At 40.5% G+C, this 16,137-nt stretch carries 14 protein-coding genes; 6 read left to right on the forward strand and 8 right to left on the reverse strand.

Annotated elements, in window-relative coordinates:
- Window positions 1-64 precede the first annotated feature (64 nt).
- The 5 genes from H6G76_RS10610 to H6G76_RS10630 form a co-directional block, all read right to left on the reverse strand.
- A complete protein-coding gene (locus tag H6G76_RS10610) occupies window positions 65-3,106 on the reverse strand; it encodes an EAL domain-containing protein (protein ID WP_190699500.1) in 3,042 nt (1,013 codons plus the stop codon).
- Between the two features lie 374 nt (window positions 3,107-3,480).
- Window positions 3,481-4,281, reverse strand: a complete 801-nt coding sequence (locus H6G76_RS10615; protein ID WP_190699503.1) for a pentapeptide repeat-containing protein — start codon at window positions 4,279-4,281, stop codon at window positions 3,481-3,483.
- Window positions 4,282-4,357: 76 nt separating this feature from the next.
- A complete protein-coding gene (locus tag H6G76_RS10620) occupies window positions 4,358-4,999 on the reverse strand; it encodes a hypothetical protein (RefSeq protein WP_190699506.1) in 642 nt (213 codons plus the stop codon).
- A gap of 15 nt (window positions 5,000-5,014) precedes the next feature.
- A complete protein-coding gene (locus H6G76_RS10625; protein ID WP_190699508.1) occupies window positions 5,015-5,155 on the reverse strand; it encodes a hypothetical protein in 141 nt (46 codons plus the stop codon).
- Window positions 5,156-5,248: 93 nt separating this feature from the next.
- Complete coding sequence (locus H6G76_RS10630) at window positions 5,249-5,602, reverse strand: hypothetical protein (protein ID WP_190699511.1); 354 nt, start codon at window positions 5,600-5,602, stop codon at window positions 5,249-5,251.
- A gap of 913 nt (window positions 5,603-6,515) precedes the next feature.
- Here H6G76_RS10630 and H6G76_RS10635 point away from each other — a divergent pair.
- Together H6G76_RS10635 and H6G76_RS38020 are read left to right on the forward strand one after the other, a co-directional pair.
- Window positions 6,516-6,851: an NINE protein gene (locus tag H6G76_RS10635; RefSeq protein ID WP_190699512.1), complete on the forward strand. Its 336-nt coding sequence runs from the start codon at window positions 6,516-6,518 to the stop codon at window positions 6,849-6,851.
- A 27-nt stretch (window positions 6,852-6,878) separates the two neighbouring features.
- Complete coding sequence (locus H6G76_RS38020; protein WP_190699514.1) at window positions 6,879-7,583, forward strand: helix-hairpin-helix domain-containing protein; 705 nt, start codon at window positions 6,879-6,881, stop codon at window positions 7,581-7,583.
- 87 nt (window positions 7,584-7,670) lie between these two features.
- On the opposite strand, the gene H6G76_RS10645 is transcribed toward H6G76_RS38020, so the two are convergent.
- Window positions 7,671-9,035, reverse strand: a complete 1,365-nt coding sequence (locus H6G76_RS10645; protein WP_190699516.1) for a cytochrome P450 — start codon at window positions 9,033-9,035, stop codon at window positions 7,671-7,673.
- Window positions 9,036-9,246: 211 nt separating this feature from the next.
- On the opposite strand from H6G76_RS10645, the gene H6G76_RS10650 reads away from it, so the two are divergent.
- From H6G76_RS10650 to pheT, 3 genes are all read left to right on the forward strand, one after another.
- Complete coding sequence (locus H6G76_RS10650; RefSeq protein ID WP_190699518.1) at window positions 9,247-9,879, forward strand: AAA family ATPase; 633 nt, start codon at window positions 9,247-9,249, stop codon at window positions 9,877-9,879.
- Window positions 9,879-10,463 carry a hypothetical protein gene (locus H6G76_RS10655; protein ID WP_190699520.1) on the forward strand — a complete coding sequence of 195 codons (585 nt, stop codon included), beginning with the start codon at window positions 9,879-9,881 and terminating at the stop codon, window positions 10,461-10,463. Before H6G76_RS10650 ends, H6G76_RS10655 begins: the two co-directional genes overlap by 1 nt.
- A gap of 240 nt (window positions 10,464-10,703) precedes the next feature.
- Window positions 10,704-13,136 (forward strand): phenylalanine--tRNA ligase subunit beta, encoded by a 2,433-nt coding sequence (pheT, locus tag H6G76_RS10660; protein WP_190699523.1) that lies wholly within the window; start codon window positions 10,704-10,706, stop codon window positions 13,134-13,136.
- A gap of 42 nt (window positions 13,137-13,178) precedes the next feature.
- Here pheT and H6G76_RS10665 read toward each other — a convergent pair whose 3' ends face one another.
- Window positions 13,179-14,009 (reverse strand): hypothetical protein, encoded by an 831-nt coding sequence (locus H6G76_RS10665; RefSeq protein WP_313934764.1) that lies wholly within the window; start codon window positions 14,007-14,009, stop codon window positions 13,179-13,181.
- A gap of 309 nt (window positions 14,010-14,318) precedes the next feature.
- Entirely contained in the window at window positions 14,319-15,326 is a 1,008-nt protein-coding gene (locus H6G76_RS10670) for a zinc-binding dehydrogenase (RefSeq protein WP_190699526.1), read from the reverse strand.
- A 355-nt stretch (window positions 15,327-15,681) separates the two neighbouring features.
- On the opposite strand from H6G76_RS10670, the gene H6G76_RS10675 reads away from it, so the two are divergent.
- Complete coding sequence (locus H6G76_RS10675) at window positions 15,682-16,053, forward strand: zinc ribbon domain-containing protein (protein WP_190699529.1); 372 nt, start codon at window positions 15,682-15,684, stop codon at window positions 16,051-16,053.
- Window positions 16,054-16,137: the final 84 nt, after the last annotated feature.

The following is a 16,137-nucleotide window of genomic DNA, read 5'->3' on the forward strand; positions in this document are numbered from 1 at the left end:
TTTTAAATAGATTGGGTACTTATGTCAAGTAGTAAGAAAATTTTCATTGCCAATCCAAAAAACTTCACCATTGAGGATTAGCCATAATTAATGCTGCCGCAGCTGAACTATCCAATGGTTTTGAGAAAAAATATCCTTGACCATATTCACAATTCAACCTTGTTAAAAGCTCTAGTTGCTCTTGTGTCTCTACTCCTTCAGCATTCACATACATACCTAGTTTGTGAGCTAGGGTGATGATAATTTCAATAATGTCTAAATTTCTTTTATCAGTGTTCATCGGTTTGACAAAGGATTGGTCAATCTTCAATACACTAATTGGCAAGGTATAAAGACGACCTAGGGAAGAGTAGCCTGTACCGAAGTCATCGATCGCTAATTCAATGCCTAAATCTCGAAGCTTTGTGAGTGTAGAAGTTGCATCATCACTGTTTTCGATAATTGCACTTTCGGTAATCTCTAATACTAATCTGCTGGATTCAAGACCAGTAGAATCCAAAATCTGTCCTATCCGCTCAGTCAAATCTGGGAGAGAAAATTGCTTCACAGAAAGATTGACACTAATTTTTTCTAGAGAATTGCTGCAATCGCTCCTACGCCAAGTTTGCATTTGTCTACAAGCTTCATTTAATACCCAGTAGCCAATCTCGACAATTAGCCCAGTCTCTTCCGCCAAAGGAATAAATTTTGTAGGACTAATCAAACCGCGTTCTGGATGTTGCCAACGCACCAGAGCCTCAAAACCTACAATCAAGCCGCTAGTCAGCGAAACAACTGGTTGATAATAAACTCGAAATTCTTGACGTTCAATGGCACGACGCAAATCACTTTCTAACTGCAATCTGGCTAAAGCCGATGCATACATATCTGAATTAAATAGCTCATAGCGCGCTTTCCCTAGAGACTTGGCTTGGTACATTGCCGTGTCAGCATCTCTCAGTAGGTCTTCTGGTTGGTCATAGGCTACTGTTGAACTTAAGGCAATACCGATGCTTGCTGTCGTAAACACTTCTTGCCCGTTAAGCTCAATAGGTAATACTAATTCCTGTTGAATGCGTTGAGCTACTTTAATAGCGTCTGAAACATCTTGAATTGGATCAAGTAAAATCGTAAATTCATCACCACCAAATCGTGCAGATGTATCTGTAGGGCGTATACAGACTTCTAACCTACTAGCAATAGTCAGCAGAAATTGGTCTCCGATGACGTGTCCTAGACTGTCATTAATTACCTTAAACCGATCCAAATCAATAAATAGCACAGCAAATAGATAGTTTTCCTGCCGTTTAGCTTGCTGGAGTGCATATTTTAGGCGCTCGATAAATAAAGCTCGATTTGGTAAACCTGTTAATGCATCGTGATATGCGTTATGCACTAATTGTTCTTCTACCCGTTTGCGATCGGTAATATCATAAGTGTGACCAAGAATCTCATAAATTTCCCCAGATTCATTCAACTGCGGAACGTAAGTCACAATTATTGTGAAGGGGCCACCGGGCAAGTTAATCTGGCACTCTCCAGTTTGGATGGTACGTGTCTCTACAGTTTTTTGCAGCAGTGGTAAATAAGTATTTGTAACTTCCGAGGGAAAGAGTTCTTCGTCTGTATGACCAATCAGGGCTTCTTCAGAATAACCACTGCGGTTAACACCAAAAGTATTAATAAACTGTAACCGCCGCTCGGCATCATAAATTATAAATGGATGGGGAATATTATCAATTGCTAATCGAAATCGCTGTTCACTCAGCCGCAAAGCTACTTCTACTTGTTGACGCTCGGCAATTTCAGCTTTTAATTGTTGGTTAGTTTTTAATAGTTCAGCAAATGACTCTTGTAATTGAGTAGCCATTTGGTTATGAGCCTCAGCCAAAACTCTTAGTTCTTCAATGCCCTCTACTATTACAGTTTGATCTAATCTGCCATTAGCAATTTCTCTGGAGGCTGTACTTAAGCGACTAATGGGTTGGCTAATCCAATGAGAAGTAATAATTCCTGTAACTGTAGTCAGTATCAATGTTGCTATACATAACACAATGGTAGTTCGGGTGTTGGCTTCGATATGTTCCATAAAGTCGGCTTCTGGAACTACCAAGACAATTATCCAATCTAGGCCATTGCCATCTGTGAATGGTAATAGTTGGATGAATTGCCGCTTACCGTCAATTTGAAAGTCCAGGTGTTGACTAGAATCAATGTTCTGAAAGTTACCAAAGTTTTTGTTTAAATATTGTGCTGTCAAACGAGTTGTGCGATCGCTGCTTGCTAGTGCTGACAGCCGTCGGTGCTTTCCCTGTGCTTTTGGATTATTAAGTATAAAAAGTTTTTCATTTGTCGAACTTGCTACTAAGTTACCAGATCGCTCAATAATGAATGTCTTGCCTGAACGGCCAATTTTTAGACCATGCAGAAACTTACTTAATTGAGAAAGAGATAAAGTTGCATTAGTTACACCTAACAAATTACCATTCTGCCCATAAATAGGTTGGGTAGAGCTAATTGCCAAACCTAATGAAGAAAAATAGGGATAAATTTCAGTCCAAGTGATTTTGCTGGCTTTCACAGCCTTTGTGTACCAGGGGCGAGTCCGGGGATCAAAAGCGGTGCTAACTTGAATTAATTTAGTGCGATTACCTTGGCTATCAGTAGTGTAAGTATGGTATTTACCGGCCGTTAATTGGTTCTTAGTTCGGATGACTAATGAACCATCACGTAAGCGATCTACCGCATAAATTTCCCCTTGCTCACTTCCAAAAGCGATCGGGCTGAGATAGGGAAATAATTGCATTTGTTGCCAAAAATGGCGTTCTAGACTTTTGGGATCTTTCAAATTCAACTCACCACTATGAATTGAATTAGCGTTAATTTGTGTGACGAGTTGGGGTTCCTCCATGTAATCGGTGATGTATTCATGAATCCGATTTGTTAGTTCATTTCTTAAATGCAGAGCCACCTCATCAACAGCTTTCTGCCCATTTTTTAAGGAAAAGAATGCCGTTAGCCCTACAGATACAAAAATTTGCAATACAAAAGGAACTACCAACACTACACGGAGCGGCATTCTCATTAAGCCAATAAAACTTGGCTGCCGTAAAATCCGCCGCTTCATGGACTAAAAAATCCAAAAATTATTTTAGTACTGGATATTTGAGCAAGTATGCTATTTGACATAGCCATATCTCCGCTTTATTCAAGTTTATTTGCATAAGCGTCGGTTGAGATACCATGCCAGAGTAATTTCTATGCAATCCCCTATGGTTATAGGTTAAAACTAATACGGAGAGTTGACGGAAGATAAATATTTTTTGTCATACCTTCAGCAATAACCAGCAATTTTTGAAACAAGTATTATAACTATTAAAAACTCAAATTCTGGCATTGCTATTTGAAAGTATAAATTAGCTTTACGCATTTGTTTCTGCAAAGTAGGGCCAATGACGTAAAGCATAGTTATTTAGTTATGTGAAAAAATGTAATTAAATATTAATTAAACACTTCAGGTAAAATTGCATTCTCAAGATTTGCACCGCTAAGGTTAGCTCCCCGCAGTTTAGCACCAGCGAGGTTTGCACCTGCCAAGTTCGCACCTGCTAAGTTTGCTCCTTGGAGGTGAGCATAACTCAAGTTAGCACCTGTCAAGTCCGCTTCACTGAGATTCGCTTGTAACAGGTAGGCACTACTGAGGTGAGCATGGCTAAGATTTGCATTGCACAAGTCTGTTTTGTACAGGTAAGCTCCTATCAAGGTCGCTTCGTAGAGGTTAGCTTTACTGAGATCGGCTGTAATTAAGTTAGCTTCAACTAGGTTTGCGTAGGCGAGGTTAGCGCGGATGAGTTTGGCTGCACCTAAATCAGCACCTCTGAGGTTAGCATCTCTAAGATCAGTGCCTATGAGAATAGCATGGGCGATCGCAGCTTCTTTCAAATTTGCTTCACTCAAGTCAGCACCGATAAAATTGGCATGATTTAAATCTGCCTGTGTCAGAGTTGCACCCCTCAAATTAGCTACACTAAAATTCGCCGCACTCAAGTTGGCTTCAATGAGCTTTGCTTGATAAAGGTTTGCACCGCTAAAGTCTGCACCGTTGAGGTTGGCGCGCACGAGTAAAGCATGACTCAATTCTGCTTTGGCCAAGTTGACTTTCTGGAGATTCGCGCCTCTAAGGTTATCTCCTTGCAAGTTTGCAGCACTGAGGTCTGGTTGAATTTGCGGATTTTTCTGTCTCCATTCACTCCAGGTAACTGCACCTGCTCTCAGTAAAACCAGATGCTCTTGATTTGCCATTTTCGCTCCTTTATATCTCCTCTGCTCCCCCGCTCCCCTGCGGTTTTAATGATAAGTCTTTCAGCAGACATGATGATTACTCCTGGCGGCCACCATGAGGATTTGTCCGACCAGCTACACTTTCAATCGCCGCTAACGCTCCCCTTGCACCTGCTAGAATATCTTGTTCTTGTCCACCTAAATACAATCTGCCAAAGCTACCAACAGCCTGCACTTCCAGGATATTAATCGCAGCTGCTTTCTCGGCTTCGTTGGCTGCGAGTGCAGCGTAAGCAGCAGGTTCAACTTCTAATACATACAATGTTTGCCCGGCTAGTAGTAGCTGTCCTCGCCGGGTGCGGTTAATTAGTTGAGTTTGGTAAGCATCAATGTTGCGGATAATTTGGCTAGATATTACACGTGGTTTGAGACATTCTTCGCGTCTCACTCCGAGAGTATCTAGAATAGCTTGGCCAGCAGTGCGCGTTTCGCCTTGGGAGCCGGAATGAACTTCTAATAAACCATATAGCCGCTCAACGACTTGGACTCCTGGACGAACAGACGCAGCTTTGAGTGCGACATCGGTAATTTTATTGATTTCAATACCCGGAGAAATTTCAATCCATAATGATGTATCTCCTGGTAAGGGCAGAAAACCTTGAGCTACTGTTCCCATGTAGGCTGCGTGTTGCGGTTGCAAGCTGTCAAGAAATACGAAACTGCGTAGTTCTATACCCAAGGTTTTGCTCTCCAGTCAGGCGGTAAAGTTTACATATTGCAATATAAAACTACCATAAGCTACGGTAGATACCCCAGAATTGCTGAGATAATCAGGCGATCGCACTTCTCCATCTTGGATGAACAGGCTCAAAAATAGGGAACAAGTGACAGCCATCACGCTGTTCCTTGTTCCCTGGTTGCTGTATTCATAAGTAAATTCCTAAATCAAATAGGGTTGCTATGTTGATTTACGATGCTTTTGTCTGACTTAACTCCCCAAATCTAACTGCACCTGTACTCCATCGTTGCTATCTGTAGACTGAGCCGGCTGTAATAAAATGGGAGTGCTAGGCAATGATAAGGATTGGTTTAAGCGCAATCCATTTGAGGGTAATTGATTTCTTTGATTATTGTTAGAGATATTGGTTGATTTTCCACCCTCAAAGAACTTGTTGAAGTCCTCTTGGGCTGTTCTGTCACCAATTCCTTCTAGAGAATCACTAGTAACTTTATAGTTTTGTCTATTAACGCTAGGAGCGTTTGTTGACTGAGCTAAAACTGGGTTTTCTAAGCTGACAACAGCTGCCACAATTGCCAAAGCAGCAGTAATTTTAGCTTTCATGAGTTTTATCCTAATTCTTATGTGTTGCTGATTTTTATTCTCTCAACCAAGAATTATGCAGCTTTTGCTATTAGCTATAATCCACATCCATTTGTATTTTATTTAACCTCTAAATTGACTGTCAATGGTTTCTATAGCTTTGTTAGAAATTGCAAACAAATTGAATGCTATTTATGCTAACTAGTACAGAATTAGATTCTGAACATTAATTTAAATAAACTTATATCTTAAAAACATTAATATATATTTAACTTTAGAAAAGTTTATAATACTCATAAGGTTTGCTAGTGTTTGACGATGAGCAGTCAACAGCCAATTAAAAAAATATGTAATTTTATTTTGCAAATCAATTTTTTATTTGGTGATTTTGCTCATAAATTTTAAAGCGTAACGAGACATAAAAATGAAGTTGGGAATCTGGCCAGTCGCACTCAGTAACATTAATTTGATTAAATAATAAACACAACTCAATAATCTGGCAGATTGCAGTCTTAAAACTAGTCTTCAGAAACTCTACGGAAGTATTATTTCAGGTTTAAACCTATTTCCGTAAATTTATCGTGGCAACTATGAGATTTACGCCATAAAATCACCTTTGAATAATCACGATGTTGCTGAGTTGATTTACTGATTATTTATAGCAAAGCAACTATTGTTAAAATCATCAAAAAATTGATGCAGATTTTGAATAGTCCAAAATTTCAATTTAATCGGCTACGCCTATTACCTTATATTGCCCTTGGCGGCTTGATATTTTATTTTAATTCCCAGTTAGAATTTAACTATTTGATTAAGGGCTATCTCACATTAATGGAATGCCAATTATGTACACTTTTGATTTATTTAATGAATAAAAAAACATAATTGTTGCCTTCAAAATGAAGAGTTGTAAATAAAAATGTAAGGAGAATTAATGAAAACGAAAACTACAGCAATCTTACTTTGTTTTTTTGGTGGTGGAATAGGCATCCATAAATTTTATTTAGGGCAAAATGTAGCAGGCATACTATATTTATTGTTTTGCTGGACTTTGATTCCAGCAATAATTGCTTTTGTCGAGTTATTCATACTCATTTGCATGAAAGATGAAGATTTTGATACTAAGTTTAACCAAGGTAGGTCAAGTACAGGAGGCTCCGTAAAGGATACAACTAGTGCCTTAGCTGATTTAAAAAATCTGTATGATTCTGGTGTAATTACCGCCGAAGAATATGAAGAAAAGCGGCAAAAACTTTTGAAAAATATATAGGAAAAATTATAAACTTCATTTATCGCAGTGTCACAAGCTAATTCTTGGTTTAAACAAACTCCTGCTTGGGTATGGTTTTCAGTTATCCCCATATTTGGGGGATTATCTATTGCTTATGCAGGTTACAAATCTAGAACTAAGATTTGGATTATGCTAGGTCTTGGTCTAACTGGAATAGCTTTTTTTCTCTCTAGCAATGATTCTGTATTGACTGTAATCTGGTTATCTCAAATTGCTAGTGCTGTTTACCTTAAAAAAAGTTTTTTAATCAAAACTTATCCCAAAAATTTGATGCTGCCAGAAGATAATAAACTAGCCAATTTAATTGCTGTTAATAGAGAAAAGTTAGATATTAACAATTGCTCTAAACATGAACTGGTAAATTGTTTGGGACTACCTATAGTTTATGCGAATAATATTGAATCACTGCTGAATGAGGGATATATCTTTACGCACGAAGAAGAGTTAATAGAAATTGCCGGGATACCAGAAAAACACATACAGCGTATTTCCTTACTTATTACGTTCAGTTACAACTACAAAAAAGAAGCTGATTTTTCTTGGAGACGGTTAAATACATACTCAACCTCAGAATTAATTGCGTTTGGATTAGATGCAGCGATCGCCCAAAAAATTGTAGCCGAAAGAGAACTCCGAGGCGAGTACAAATCAATGATTGAAGTTAAGCAAAGGACTGGCTTACCGTTTAGTAGTTACCGCCATCTTGCTTAAATTTGACAAGTTAAGTTTCTTTCCGTGATCTTCATGCAAATTGCTTTACGCCAAGTTTCTGATTGATTCTTGGCGTTTTTTGTCTGTTTAGCTTGATTGCTTAACTTGCGGTGTTGCTACTATCCGCATTCCGGCTGGCGCAGCTAAAGTTAAACCACGACGCACAGGCCGCACAGGGCGTTTTTTAACTAAAGACAACTGAAACTGAGACAGAATAGTTGCTAAAGCAATTTTCATTTCATATTGGGCAAACGCCAAACCAATACAACGGCGATTTCCACCACCAAAAGGTATATATTCGTATGGGGAGAATTGCCTTTCTAAAAAGCGTTCTGGTTGGAATAAGTTCGGCTGTGGGTAAACTTCTTCTCGATGGTGCGCTAAATAAATACTAGGGATGATGAGTGTTCCTTTGGGTAACTTGTAACCCATAATTTCAATTGGTGATTTGGCTACTCTAAAAAAAGCAGTCGGTACAATTGGATATATCCGCAAAGTTTCTTGGCAAACTGCTGTTAAATAAGGTAATTTGGCAATCTGAGTTGGTTCTGGGTTAACTCCTAGGGTATGCAATTCTTGGAGTAACTTTTCGCGGACTTCTGGTAACCGGTCAAGCCAATAAAAAGCCCAAGTTAATGCAGAAGCGGTAGTTTCATGTCCTGCAACCAACATTGTCATTAACTCATCGCGTAATTGGGCATCGGACATTGGCTGACCGTCATCATAACGGGCAGAAATCAATAAACTCAGGATATCTTGGCGATGCTGCCCAGATTCAGCCCGGCGTTCTTGAATTAAGCCATAAATTAGGTGATCAATTTGTTTTAGTTGGCGTGTAACCTTACCCCAAGGACTCCATGCACCCCAATCTTTTTGCAGAAAGCGAAAAATAATAGCAGCAGACATCAAAGGCGAACCCATGATTTCTAACACAGAAGTTAGTAATTGGCGCAGTTGTTGAAACGTTGTTCCTTCATCTACACCAAACACGACTCGCAAGATGACACGCATCGTGATTTCTTGCATAGAGGCGCGGATATTGAAGGGCTTACCTATCACCCACTCATTGCTAACTTGTTGGGTGATGTCCTGGATAGTTTGACCATAAGCGCGCATTCTCTCGCCATGAAAAGGCGGCGTGAGTAATTGCCTTTGGCGTTGGTGGCGATCGCCATCTAGTAAAATGAGCGAATTATCACCAAGCAAAAATCTTAAACTTTGGTTTCCTCTACCAGCCTCAAAATAACTGGGATCAGCCGTAAAAATTTCTTCTAGTGCTTGGGGATGGCTGAAATAAACTAATTGGTTTTCCCTGTTTCCCCAAATCGTGAAGTTGTCGCCGTAAACTTGGGCAAAATCTTCGACATACTCTATTGGTTGAGCAATAAACTTAATTACTCTTCGCCAGTAAGGAACTCTTGGCCCATCAGGCAAACTGTAAGTGACTGTCATATAATCTTGCAAGAGTTAAGAATTACTCATTTTTATTGTTGCGAGTTTTTCTGTGACTGTGGGCCACGCAAAGCGGTATATTTTTGTATGGCAGGAATAAAAAGCCAAAGCAATTTAAACAAGAATGCGACAAATGGATTTATAGAAGCCATACACTGAAAGCAATTTCCCATCCCAAATCTAAAATCCAAAATCCAAAATTGTATAAGAAGTGCCAAAAATCGTCGCTATCCTCAACGGTAAAGGAGGAGTCGGCAAAACGACTACCTCAATTAATTTAGCTGCACAGTTTGCCAAGCAAAAGAAAGTGCTGCTGGTAGATGCAGATATTCAAGGTTCTGCCAGCTGGTGGTTTGGACGCAATGATAAAGACATGGGATTTGATTTATCCCAAGAGACAGATCCTCAACTTTTAGGAAATTTACGCAAAATAAAAGGTTACGATTTAGTTGTAGTAGATACGCCTCCGGCGCTGCACTCTGAAGCATTAGCAACAGTAGTAGCGATCGCAGATTATATAGTTTTACCTACACCCCCAGCCGCAATGGATCTAGCTGTTCTCATTGACACAGTTAAATCAGCAGTCGTCCCTACAGGAGTTCCCCATCGTGTACTCTTAACTAAAGTCGATGCGCGGAGTATTGGTGAAGCTATGGAAGCGCAAAACACTATCCAAAAGCTAGGGATTCCTGTTTGCAAAGGCTTCATCCGTACCTATAAAGCTCACGAACGAGCCGCACTAGAGGGTGTAGCAATTAATCAATGGCGAGGAAAGAATGCTTGGGAGGCGGAATCAGACTACCGCCGCGTGGCTGATGAACTACAGCGTGATTGGAGAAAATAATGGCTAGGAAACAAAATCTTTCCGACTTAATTCAAGAAGAAGCACAAAAATTAACACCAAACAGTGCAAAAGATGAAGGTGCAATTGAAGTCCCGGCTGTGCCAGTTGTTGAACAAACAACTGCAACAGAAGAAGACTCAGTAACAGAAACATCTGCTAAACGTAATACCCCTACCAAAGCAGACTTAGAAGCTACTATTAAAGATTTACAAACAACTTTAGAACAAAATCAGGCAACCGAAAAAGCTCTCCAAAAACAAATTAAAAATTTACAATCTACTTTATCCGCAGAGCAAGCATCGCTAGAACGCATCACAAAGGAACTTGAGGAAACCAAAAAAACAGCACTCCACCTTGCAGAAGCTAATTCCAAATTAATAGAAGAAAATAAAGCTTTGCAACAACCAAAGGCAAGTATTGTTAAACAGCAGCCAAAGGAAAGTTATAAGCCAGTAGTTGATTACAGAAAATCCCACCGTTCACCAGATGATTACAGAAAATCTCACCTTTCACCAGACATACTACCCAATATGCCAGAAGAAACCAAAGATGATTTCGCTGCAAATACTTGGTTGTATGACTAAGAGGAGGCAGGGGTTAGAAGGCAGAAGGCAGAAGGTTTTTATTTAATCAAGTAGTCCAGTAGGGTGTGTTAGGGCGTTAGCCTAACGCACCTCATACTATCTAGATTTATAGTCATAGTTTTTAAGTGCAACGTAGTAGGATCGTTCAAGTGAATGGGTTAGCCTGATGCAGTGATGAGCTATCGCAATCAGACACCCTAAAATTGAAGCAAACGACGATTCCTAAAACAAGCACACTCCATGCGTATTTCTTTGAACTGGCTGCGGGAACTAGTAGAAGTAAAACTAAGCCCAGAAGAATTAGCTCATACCCTGACAATGGCCGGGTTTGAGGTAGAAGATATTGAAGACCGCCGCACTTGGGCAAATGGCGTTGTTGTGGGGAGAGTGCTTGAGCGTCAACCCCACCCCAACGCTGATAAATTAAGTGTGTGTCAAGTAGATGTCGGTGCAGATGAGACTTTAAATATTGTCTGCGGTGCATCCAATGTCCGGGCAGATATTTACGTCCCAGTCGCCACTGTCGGCACATATTTACCTAACATCGATTTAAAAATTAAACCTGCAAAATTGCGCGGTGTCCCTTCTCAGGGGATGATTTGTTCTTTAAAAGAACTCGGTTTGCCTAGCGATGTTGACGGAATTCATATTTTTCCTGGGGAAAATCTGCCAGTGGGTAGTGATGTCCGCCCGTTGTTGGGTTTAGATGATGTAATTTTAGATGTTACGGCTACTGCTAACCGCGCTGATGCTTTAAGTATGGTAGGCATAGCACGGGAAGTAGCAGCATTAACTGGTGGTAAGCTGAGTATTCCTGAACCTGGGGAAGTCGCAGTAACTCAAAATGCAGGTAAGTTAGCTTTAAAAATTTCCGATACTCAAGCTTGTCCGGCTTACATTGGTACAGTAATTGAACAGGTAAAAATCGCCCCTTCTCCTGACTGGTTGCAACAACGCTTGCGGGCTGCGGGTGTACGCCCAATTAGTAATGTAGTTGATATTACTAACTATGTATTGTTGGAATGGGGACAACCATTACACGCCTTTGACAAAGACCGTTTACAAGCTGTTGCTGGTAATGGCAATTTCATCGGTGTGCGTTTTGCTAATCAAGGAGAAACCCTAAAAACCTTAGATGGGCAAACCCGCACCCTAACAACACAGAATTTGTTAATCACAGCTAACGATAAACCTATAGCTTTAGCAGGAGTCATGGGGGGAGAAGAAACCGAAGTCCATGACGGTTCGCAAAACTTAGTTTTAGAAGCAGCGTTGTTTGATTCTGTTGCTATTCGTCGTTCATCCCGGAGTGTGGGGTTACGCAGTGAAGCTTCCGGGAGATACGAACGAGGCGTGAACCGCGCAGAATTAGAAATCGCTTGTCGTCGCGCTTTAGCTTTAATTAGCGAATTAGCTAACGGTGTCATTGTTCATCAAGAAATTGCCGATACTCGTCCCGACCCTGCAACCTGGAGTCGTTCAATTTCACTGCGTTTAGATAGAGTAAATGAGGTGCTAGGGCCAATTGATTTAGGTGAAGACACAGGCGAATTACAAGCAAGCGATGTTGAGCGTATTTTAACCGCCTTGGGATGTCAGCTAACACCATCGGGAGAACGCACTTGGAATGTATCTGTCCCTCCCTATCGTTACCGCGACTTAGAACGGGAAATTGATTTAATTGAAGAAATTGCCCGCCTTTACGGCTATGACAATTTCTGTGATACATTACCCCACAAATCGGAAGCTGGCTATCTCCCAATAGACCAAGAATTGCTGCGGAAGTTACGCGCTTCGCTACGGGCAGAAGGTTTAACAGAATTAATTCACTATTCTTTGGTGAAACCAGGAAGCGATCGCCAGATAGTATTAAGTAACCCCTTATTTACAGAATATTCGGCATTACGCACCGATTTAATTGCTGGGTTGATTGATGCTTTTCAATACAATTTAGAACAAGGTAACGGTTCTCTTAACGGCTTTGAGACAGGACGAATTTTCTGGCAAGAAGAAGACGGTTTGCAAGAAGCTGATGCGATCGCTGGTATCTTAGGAGGAGACAGAAACCTCGGCAAGTGGTCAAAAGGTGGACGCGAACAACCGATGACTTGGTTTGAAGCCAAAGGTATTCTCGAAAGCGTCTTTCAGCAATTGGGCATACAAGTAGAATATCAACCCGATTGTCGTGATGAGCGTTTACATCCCGGACGCACCGCTTCTCTGTGGATAGGTGGAAACAGACTGGGTGTATTTGGACAACTGCATCCCCAACTGCGCCAAGACAAAGGCTTACCAGACTCAGTGTACCTATTTCAGTTGGATTTAGATGTGCTGTTGGATGCTTTAGATCAAGATGAAGTTCTGATTCCGACATTCAAACCTTATTCTACTTATCCAGCGAGTGATCGCGATATTGCCTTTTTCGCCCCAGTGAAAATTTCTGTCTCAGAAATTGAAAAAGCCATTACCAAAGCAGGTAAGGGCTTACTGGAATCTGTAGAAATCTTTGATGAATATCGCGGCGAAAACGTCCCTCAAGGACAACGAAGTTTAGCCTTTCGTCTAGTATATCGGGCAAGCGATCGCACCCTCACCGATGCCGAGGTTGAACCTGTACATAACAAAGTTCGGGAAGCCTTAGTAGAAAAATTCGGTGTTAACTTGAGAAGTTAAATTCCACACACCACCCTGTAGAGACGTAGCATTGCTACGTCTCTACTGAACTACTAATACAGGTTTATTCCGATACTTTGCTTGTAGCTGCTGCTGTAAATTTGCATCCCAATTTAGTTGATAATCTCTTCGTAAATCAGCGATTACCATTGGACGCAATACCCCTGTAACAGTTACTTTCTCACCCTGCGTAACTTTTACTTGTGGCTGTGTATGTAATACCAGTAAGTCTTCGCCACCTAGTAATTTGTCTTCATCTAAGGTGTAGGCGATGGGGCTATTAATATTTTCAACTTCACCTGTGACTGTTAGCGTCTTCCCATAATATTGGCTGGGGTTAGTAGTCAGTTCACCAGGCACAGGAGATAAAGCTAATGACTTCGCGACAATCACAGGTTGGTTATTATAGTTTCTGTAATAGTCTGGTTGCAAGTCTAAATTATAATCTTGATTAACTTGTGCTAAATCAAATCTGCGAACTTGTCCAGTGATTTGAATTGGTATTTCATTTGTACTCGGCAATGTAAAAGGTTGCCCAGTAGCATTAATAATTAAAATATCTTTATCCTCAATTAATTTTTCGTCCCTTACAGTAAAACTTGTAGGGCCAATTAATCTAATTGGTTTAGTTCTAATAGTGACGTTTTTACCAATAAGTTGGTCTGTTTTATCTTTTACTTCTTCAACTTCATCATCTACTACTTCTCTACTCACTTGGTTTTTTAATTGTTGTTGTGTTGCTGGAGTAATAGCCTGTGGTTCGCCATAGCCGCACCCAGGAAGGAGGATTGTGATTAAAGCTAAAGCGAGCGCACCTTTTGCCCCACTCAGCTTTTGTACCCAAATACCATAATTTTTGTAATTTATATTCACAATCAATACTCTCCATTTCTTCACAGTTAAAAATTTCAGGAATATATTTATTTGGCTACAACCTGCTTAGTTGTAACCAAATGTGTTTAAAATTTAGTTTTAAAATCAAATTAATAAACTAATTAACTTGTATTATTAGCTTATAAATTTAAAATAAATTTTTCTTCTATCTTTTGAATAATTTTTGTCCTCTAACTAGAGAAAGATAGTTAGGTTTTGAGGTAGAAGGCAGGATGTATAAACTTTATGTATCTAATTTTGCATTCTGCCTTTTCACCTCACTACCTCCGTGTACCTTTGCTTTAAAAATCATTCATTACTAATCAGCAGCACAATTTTACCTGCGATCGCACCAGTCTCAATTAGTTCATGCGCCTTCGCCGCATCCTTTAAAGCAAACTGATGATTAACCTGAATTTTTAACTTCCCTTCATCCATCCACTGACCACACTGTTCTAAAATTTCCGCATGGTGCTGAAGACTTTCATCCAACCCCAACAACATCGGAGTCAGCATTAACTCTAAACCGATGCGAAGATTACGATTTCTGGCAACTTTCCAAACAGTATTCGCATCAGGTTCCAGAATCGTCACAATATCGCCATACACCCGTACCGCCGGGAACGTTTTAGCAAAAGTTTCCCCGCCAACAGTATCAAAAGCTAAATCTACACCTTCACCGCCAGTCCAATCTAAAGTGGCTTGCACAAAATCTGTTTGTTTATAAAAAATTGGGTAATCTGCACCCAATTGTTGAACAAAATCTGCCTTTTCTTGAGAACTTACCGTAGTGGCGACAGTCGCACCCTTAAGTTTCGCCAACTGAATCGCTACATGGCCAACACCACCAGCACCAGCATGAATCAGCACCTTTTCCTCAGGTTCTAATCTTCCCCGTTCATATAAAGCTTCCCAAGCAGTAATTAATACTAACGGTGCAGCAGCAGCTTCTGCAAAAGATACAGATTTTGGTTTAGGCGCGACAAATCGCTCATCCACAACCGTATATTCTGCATAATTACCTTGATGTCCGCCTAAGCCACCATAGCAAAAATATACTGCGTCTCCCGGACGAAATTTCTGCACCCCAGCACCCACAGCTTCCACAACACCTGCACCATCACAGCCCAAAATTGCAGGCATTTGATCGGGATAGAAAGTACCGCGTTTGCGAAGTTTAGTATCAATCGGATTAATGCCAGCAGCTACCAAGCGGACTAAAATTTGAGTGTTATCTAAAGGAATGCTGGGGGTTGGTACATCCTGTAATTGCAGAACTTCAGGACTACCTGCTGCTGTCATTAAAACTGCTTTCACGACTCTTTCCTCCTGGCTGAGATGCACATTCTTTTGCAACTTTACCGTAATCAGGAGGATACAGAAACTATCTATAGCACGGAAGAGGTGAGCAAGCCCCGTTGGGGCGGGGTGTAGGGTGTAGAGAAAGCCCAATGAAGGGTGGGAAACATACGCCCCGTACTTTAGGACGATTGCACTATGCAAGCTTTTAAGCCCCGACCAATGCCGTCTTCTCCCCTGCACCCTACCCCCTACACCCCACACCCTTCTTTTTGACAGAGTTAAGAGTCTTTTAGGGCTATTGCTATATAAGTTCAGACGAGAAATTAGAGTTTCGTTAAAATCAGGATGTTTACTTATTTGCAGTCAAGTTGTGGCTACTGTATCTTGTCCGCGCTGCCATCAATCAGTTGATAGCCAGGCTATTACTTGTCCCCATTGCCGGACAACCCTGAAAGCCTTTGGTCATCCTGGTATACCATTACACCGTGCTACTGGGGATGAATATTTGTGCGATCGCTGCACTTACCATATTGATGATACCTGTAACTTTCCGCAGCGTCCCTACGCCAAAGATTGTACCCTTTATCAAAATATAGAAGAACACAAATTACAGCAACAACAGCAACTTCATAACAACAGTTATGAAATAACTGTAAAAAGCTGGATAAAACGCAATCAAGGTTTGCTATTGTTTTTAGGTTTATTAGTTATTTGTTTAATCATCGCTTTAGCAACAACTTAAACTACCAATGTTAGACCTAAATTACGAATAATTCTTTAAAAGTCTTACTCCTCTGTGTTCTCTGCATCTATGTGGTTCGATATA

This window comes from Nostoc sp. FACHB-152 (assembly GCF_014697475.1).
GTDB lineage: Bacteria > Cyanobacteriota > Cyanobacteriia > Cyanobacteriales > Nostocaceae > Nostoc_B.

Coding starts and splice junctions, on each gene's coding strand:
- H6G76_RS10610 (WP_190699500.1), bottom strand. CDS start 3,106: ATGAAGCGGCGGATTTTACGGCAGCCAAGTTTTATTGGCTTAATGAGA.
- H6G76_RS10615 (WP_190699503.1), bottom strand. CDS start 4,281: ATGGCAAATCAAGAGCATCTGGTTTTACTGAGAGCAGGTGCAGTTACC.
- H6G76_RS10625 (WP_190699508.1), bottom strand. CDS start 5,155: ATGGCTGTCACTTGTTCCCTATTTTTGAGCCTGTTCATCCAAGATGGA.
- H6G76_RS10630 (WP_190699511.1), bottom strand. CDS start 5,602: ATGAAAGCTAAAATTACTGCTGCTTTGGCAATTGTGGCAGCTGTTGTC.
- H6G76_RS10635 (WP_190699512.1), top strand. CDS start 6,516: ATGAAAACGAAAACTACAGCAATCTTACTTTGTTTTTTTGGTGGTGGA.
- H6G76_RS10645 (WP_190699516.1), bottom strand. CDS start 9,035: ATGACAGTCACTTACAGTTTGCCTGATGGGCCAAGAGTTCCTTACTGG.
- H6G76_RS10655 (WP_190699520.1), top strand. CDS start 9,879: ATGGCTAGGAAACAAAATCTTTCCGACTTAATTCAAGAAGAAGCACAA.
- pheT (WP_190699523.1), top strand. CDS start 10,704: ATGCGTATTTCTTTGAACTGGCTGCGGGAACTAGTAGAAGTAAAACTA.